This is a genomic window from Candidatus Accumulibacter aalborgensis (assembly GCF_900089955.1).
Classification (GTDB): Bacteria; Pseudomonadota; Gammaproteobacteria; order Burkholderiales; family Rhodocyclaceae; genus Accumulibacter; species Accumulibacter aalborgensis.
The window spans coordinates 1-3,871 of record NZ_FLQX01000048.1 but is presented as its reverse complement, the minus strand read 5'-3'; the positions used below and the strand labels follow the sequence as shown (position 1 = coordinate 3,871).

Genomic DNA, 3,871 nt, shown 5'->3' with positions numbered 1-3,871 from the left:
TGCGGGCTACGCTGCAAAACTGTCGACGCCAGATTTCTACGGAATGACGACGCCGTTAACAGCAGGAGGACCAGAAAGACGACGACACCCAGCCCGTCGTTGAACAACGACTCCCCGGCCATCTGCACTCCAAGCTGCCGTGATGCGCCAGCGGACTTCATGATCCCCAGCACTGCGATCGGATCGGTCGGCGAGATCAGGGCGCCGAACAACAGCGCATGCAGGAAAGGAATGGCCAGATCCAGCCAGCCGAGAACCAGCCACGTCGCTCCGCCGACAATGAAGGTCGAGGCGAGCGTCCCGACGATGGCGAGCAAGGAAATGGCCGGCCATTCACGGCCGAGTTCGTCGAACTTCACATGGATCGAGCCGGCGAACAGCAGGAACGCCAACATGCCGTGCAGCACCACCTGGTTGAAGTCGATGTGCGAGACCAGGGTCGCCGCCTGTTCCCTGAAGCCGCTGGCGTAGGGGCCGGCAAGAATCAGCGCCAGTGAAGCGACCAGGGCTACCAACATGACGCCGATCGTCGTCGGTAGCTTGATGTAGCGGTAATTGACATAGCTCGAAACGGCCGCGAGCGCGATCAACGTGCTGACCATGGAAAAGAAGTTCATTCAGCTCTTTCGCAACAGCAGGACCAGACCGATCAATGCCGCCAAAAGCACCGCCCACAGTACGAGAAGCTCGCGGACTTCGCCGCTGTCCTCCTCCTTCAACACCAACTCGATCAGGCGCAGCGCCATCCTGGCGTTATCCTTTCCATTCATTTTACGCCTGGTGCGCCAACGAGAAATGTCTAGTTGGTGATAGGGAAAAGCGCGGGGTACAAGCGGTTCAGTGGAGCTTCGACGAGATGTATTGCGCCGCCTCGTCCCGGCTGTAGAAGCGGTCATTGCGGACAAAGCCTGAAATCACGGACGCTTTCACTTCGGCGACGCGTCCGGAAGCAAGCCGGCTGGCGATCAGGTGCTCTGGCAGCCCGTCAATCAGGTGGAACGGCGCGGGGCGGCCGTCTGCAAAACACGAGGCGTAAATGGCCAGGTTGTCGCTATCCATGAATGCTGGCCGAAAACCCTGGCCTCGGTTTTCTTCGCTTCGGCCACCGGTTCCCAGGAATTGCTGGTTCTGGTCTTGCAATACGGTGCTGCTGAGCCTTGCTTCCATGATTTTGTCCTCTTGCTTTAGTGCTCTGCCTCCCATTAACCGCAAGCCTACTCAGGCGATCGGAAGTGTCTGTACGCCGGCGAACACTCGGCGAGATTTCTGTTCATTACATGAAAGAGCCGATTGGCTCGCTCACTCTTGCATCGTTAGTACGGTGACGCACAGACCGACTGCCTGTCGAGGCGCAGGGTGCGATCTTGGCCGACTGGCACTGGAAAGGACGACAAGATGAAAATGCTGGATACATTCAAGTTGATCGGCATCTCGTTACTCTGTGCTGTTGGGCTGTCGGCATGCGACAAGCCAGGGCCGGCGGAGAGCGCCGGCAAGAAGATAGATCAGGTGGTAGAGAACACCGACAAGAAGATAGAGCAGGCGGTAGATCAAGCCAGCAAGACGATGAGTAACGCGGCGGACAAGGCCGGCGAGAAACTGGGCGAGCAAGGTGCTATAGCCGGTGTGGCCATGGACGACGCCGAGATTACAGCTAAAGTCAAGGCGGCCATCTTTGCCGAGCCCGGTCTCAAGACGCTGCAAATCAGTGTCGACACCTCAAATGGCGCGGTAGTACTGAGCGGCTCAGCAGACTCCTCGTCGAGCAGCAATAGGGCAAAGGCCTTGGCCGGGGCGGTGACTGGCGTCAATCGGGTTGATAACCGACTGGTGTTGAAGTCGCCCTAACGTAGTCAATCGCTCCCCCTATGCCACAGCCGGGATGGCAGGGAGTGAAGGGCGTGAAGGGCGTTGCAAACCCTTGCCGGCGGTCGCGATGACGCTGGCGAGCAGAGCAAAAGCTCGGGGTGGTCATCCATCCGATGCGCCTCACACCGTGGGTGCAGCCGCTTGATATGGGCTGCCTAGCAGACAGGCAACCCTTTCCGGCGGCGGATCGACTCGCGCCGCGTAGATGGCGGCCATCAGCGTTTTCATGAGGCCTTCCGTCTCCTGTCCGACCCCGGAAACTCGTCGATCAGTCGATTTGGCCAGGCCCCGCAGCTTGCGCATCAAGTCGTTCCAGGCCGTGTAAGCCGGCAACGGGACCTCGGCCGTGCTGTTTCGCGGCGACGTTTGCGCGGCCGCCAGCCGCGTCCGTCAATCCCGGACAGGAGATCCGGCGCGTTGGAGGGGAACAATCCGCTTACTTGTTCTTTTGCGAGACAACCCATGCCACGACGCCGGCCACCACGATGACCACTAGGAGCGGCACCCACATCCCGCCACCGTAGCCGCTCATCCAGCTTGAACCATAGCCGCTCATCCAGCTTGAACGATAGCCGCTCATCCAGCCGACGCCATTGCCGCCCATCATGCCGGACCCGGCGTTTCCGCCTTGCGACTCGGCCAGCGCGCTTGCGGTAGCGATCGTTCCGCCCATCAATGCGGCGGCGCTCAAGGTCTTGCGAAGGTCTGTGCGTTTCATGGCCAAGCTCCATTCAGTATTGGATAGATGTGGGTGTCCGTTACCGGGCACCAAGCCAAACGGCGGGATCCGCGTGACTGACTGCGACAAGATCCTTTTATGCCTCGGCCTGTTCGTAGTCTGTGCGCTGTCGCACATACTTCCGTCACGGGTTGCCGTTACGTCAAACTCACGACAGCCCGTGCTGCTCACAGTACGCCTTCTGTGTGCCGCCGCTCGCCCGCCAGGCGTCAACATGCCTTCGCCAGTGCGCTTCCAGTTCACTTGCCTTGTCCATCTCTTCCTCCTGTCGAAAACCCGGAGATTGCTCCACCTCTCGCGTGTTTTACAGGTGGATCGGCTGGACGCTTACCGCCATCCGGCCGGGCGTGTTGCGTCCATTCGATATATCCGTACAATGCAATATATGGGCGCGAAACTGATTCAGCGGAGCAAGGATTACCGGCCCGATGGCGTGGTTGTGGAGGTGGTCTTCTGGGAAGTTGAGCCGTCAGTGCCGGGCAGCGTCCATGTCTACAAGTACCGGCTGTACGCCGGGCGAAACGGGGAGACTTTGGTACGCTACGACAACGAAACGCGCAAGGGCGACCACAAGCACATCGGCGCGGACGAGCGGGAAGTACCGTTTACGTTCGTGCAGATGGCGAAAACGCTGCAAGACTTCCTCGCCGCAGTCGAAGCACTGACAGGAACTTGATCATGGCGAATCGGGCAATCATCGGAATCACCGACTGGGGAAAAACGAAAGCGCAACTGCTGGACATGACAGCACGAATCGACGCCGGCGAGCGTCTTCCGCCAGCGGATTACCACCTGAACTTTGCCAGTGCGGCACAGCTTTTGGCTGAACTGCCGCCGCGCCGTCTCGACACCTTGCGTGCCATCAAGCAGCGCGGGCCGGCTTCGATCTACGCCATAGCCAAGGCCCTCGAACGCAACTATTCCAACGTGCATGCAGACGTGCAGAAACTTGTCGAGCACGGCCTGGTGGAGAAGGATGACGCCGGGCGCGTGTTCGTTCCATGGGATGATGTACTGGTGAAGGTGAACGCTTCGCTACTTTCGGCAGCGTAGGCGCCAAAACAAGCCACCTCTCTGGCGCTTGGTGGTCGGTGCGGCTACGCGCCAGGCCTGCTCACCAAGGCCGGGTGCAAAACGTCAACGTATGTCGATATTTTAAGAGTCGCGACCCCTTTGACCCATGTCGCTATGTGTTCGAATGTTGAACTAAACCGCTGGCGCGGTGGTGGGAAGGCCGACCGCCGCGTTGTTGTTTCTGGAGGG

8 protein-coding genes are annotated in these 3,871 nt (G+C 59.6%); 3 read left to right on the top strand and 5 right to left on the bottom strand.

Annotation, left to right across the window (positions count from 1 at the left end; all coding sequences use genetic code 11):
- The 3 genes from ACCAA_RS04385 to ACCAA_RS04380 all read right to left on the bottom strand — a co-directional run.
- Window positions 1-617 (bottom strand): cation:proton antiporter domain-containing protein (locus tag ACCAA_RS04385; RefSeq protein WP_186406029.1); only part of this gene is annotated, 617 nt, incomplete at its 3' end.
- Window positions 618-746, bottom strand: a complete 129-nt coding sequence (locus ACCAA_RS22420) for a hypothetical protein (protein WP_281193161.1) — start codon at window positions 744-746, stop codon at window positions 618-620.
- 91 nt (window positions 747-837) lie between these two features.
- Window positions 838-1,167 (bottom strand): hypothetical protein, encoded by a 330-nt coding sequence (locus ACCAA_RS04380; RefSeq protein ID WP_186406028.1) that lies wholly within the window; start codon window positions 1,165-1,167, stop codon window positions 838-840.
- A 228-nt stretch (window positions 1,168-1,395) separates the two neighbouring features.
- Between ACCAA_RS04380 and ACCAA_RS04375 the strand changes: the two genes are divergently transcribed.
- Window positions 1,396-1,848 (top strand): BON domain-containing protein, encoded by a 453-nt coding sequence (locus tag ACCAA_RS04375; protein WP_245754428.1) that lies wholly within the window; start codon window positions 1,396-1,398, stop codon window positions 1,846-1,848.
- A 457-nt stretch (window positions 1,849-2,305) separates the two neighbouring features.
- Here ACCAA_RS04375 and ACCAA_RS04370 read toward each other — a convergent pair whose 3' ends face one another.
- On the bottom strand, window positions 2,306-2,587 hold the full coding sequence (locus tag ACCAA_RS04370; protein WP_186406027.1) for a hypothetical protein: 282 nt from the start codon (window positions 2,585-2,587) through the stop codon (window positions 2,306-2,308).
- Between the two features lie 169 nt (window positions 2,588-2,756).
- On the bottom strand, window positions 2,757-2,864 hold the full coding sequence (gene tnpA / locus ACCAA_RS22685) for an IS66 family insertion sequence element accessory protein TnpA (protein ID WP_425394451.1): 108 nt from the start codon (window positions 2,862-2,864) through the stop codon (window positions 2,757-2,759).
- On the opposite strand from tnpA, the gene ACCAA_RS21905 reads away from it, so the two are divergent.
- Both ACCAA_RS21905 and ACCAA_RS04360 read left to right on the top strand, forming a co-directional pair.
- Window positions 2,823-3,284 carry a toxin-antitoxin system TumE family protein gene (locus ACCAA_RS21905; protein ID WP_245754427.1) on the top strand — a complete coding sequence of 154 codons (462 nt, stop codon included), beginning with the start codon at window positions 2,823-2,825 and terminating at the stop codon, window positions 3,282-3,284. The two genes, tnpA and ACCAA_RS21905, sit on opposite strands and share 42 nt — an antisense overlap.
- Before the next feature lie 2 nt (window positions 3,285-3,286).
- Complete coding sequence (locus ACCAA_RS04360; protein ID WP_186406026.1) at window positions 3,287-3,661, top strand: HVO_A0114 family putative DNA-binding protein; 375 nt, start codon at window positions 3,287-3,289, stop codon at window positions 3,659-3,661.
- The last annotated feature ends 210 nt before the right edge of the window (window positions 3,662-3,871 follow it).